The sequence below is a fragment of the Sphingobium indicum BiD32 genome, from assembly GCF_000382885.1.
Classification (GTDB): Bacteria; Pseudomonadota; Alphaproteobacteria; order Sphingomonadales; family Sphingomonadaceae; genus Sphingobium; species Sphingobium japonicum_C.
The window spans coordinates 1-1,225 of the sequence record NZ_CAVK010000100.1; the positions used below are offsets into that span (position 1 = coordinate 1).

A 1,225-nucleotide genomic window follows, 5' to 3' on the forward strand; every position below is an offset into this window, starting at 1 on the left:
ATCTGAGTAGCCCCTAGATTTCTGGACGCCTTCGATCCTAATTTTGAGGACAGGAGGCGACGATGGTGAAGGCTAATTTCAGTGATGAGTTCAAGCGCGATGCGGTGGCCCAGATTACCGAACGCGGGTATCCGGTAGCGGAGGTCTCGCAGCGGCTCGGGGTCAGCGCGCACTCGCTGTATGCGTGGAAACGGCAGCTGGAGAAGATCGTATCCGGCGATGCTGGCAAGGATGCCGAGATCCGCCAGCTGAAGCGCGAGCTGGCTCGGGTGACCGAGGAGCGTGACATCCTAAAAAAAGCCACCGCGTATTTCGCTCGAGATGCAAAGTGAGATACGCGTTCATTGCCGAGCATCGCGATCGCTTTGGCGTGCGGGCAATGTGCCGCTGCCTCGCCGTGCAGCCCAGCGGTTTCTATGCTTGGCAAAAGAGCCCGCTTAGCCAGCGGGCTCAGGAAGATGCCCGGCAGACCGATCTGATCCGCAAAGCTTGGAACGACAGCGGCAAAGTCTATGGCTACCGCAAGCTGCACGACGACCTGTTGGATCACGGCGAGACCTGCTGCCCCAACCGCGTTGCGCGGTTGACCAGGCTGGCGGGCATCAGGGCACAGATCGGCTACAAACGCCGGCCTGGCAGCTACGGTGGCAAGCCGTCCCTGGTGGTCGACAACACGCTGGATCGCCAGTTCGATGTTGCTGCGCCCGATCGCGCCTGGGTGACCGACATCACTTACATTCGCACCCTGGAAGGCTTTGCCTATCTGGCTGTCGTGATCGACCTCTATTCCCGCCGCGTGGTGGGTTGGTCGATGCAGAGCCGACAGACCACCGATGTAGTGCTGCAGGCGCTGCACATGGCGGTATGGCGGCGCAAACCGAAGCAGCGGGTGCTGATCCACTCGGATCAGGGCTCGCAGTTCACCAGCATGGACTGGGCTGCCTTCATCCGGGCTCACAATCTTGAGCACTCGATGAGCCGACGCGGCAACTGCCATGACAATGCCGTCGCCGAGAGCTTCTTCTCCTCGCTCAAGCGTGAGCGCATCCGGCGCCGCACCTACAAAACCCGCGAGGAAGCCCGGCAAGACGTGTTCGATTACGTCGAGATGTTCTACAACCCGGTGCGCAAGCACGTCAGGAACGGGATGCTGTCGCCCGTCGAGTTCGAACGGCAGCAGATTTTGAAAGCGGAAGGCGTCTAGAAAACTAGGGGCTACTCAATC

At 60.4% G+C, this 1,225-nt stretch carries 1 protein-coding gene; it reads left to right on the top strand.

The window, feature by feature from the left end:
• Positions 1–62: 62 nt before the first annotated feature.
• Positions 63–1,204 (top strand): IS3 family transposase gene (locus tag EBBID32_RS10415; RefSeq protein WP_156022526.1). Its coding sequence is split into 2 segments (ribosomal slippage): positions 63–303 and positions 303–1,204, totalling 1,143 coding nucleotides; the frame shifts between segments, so codons are not numbered across the junction.
• Positions 1,205–1,225: the final 21 nt, after the last annotated feature.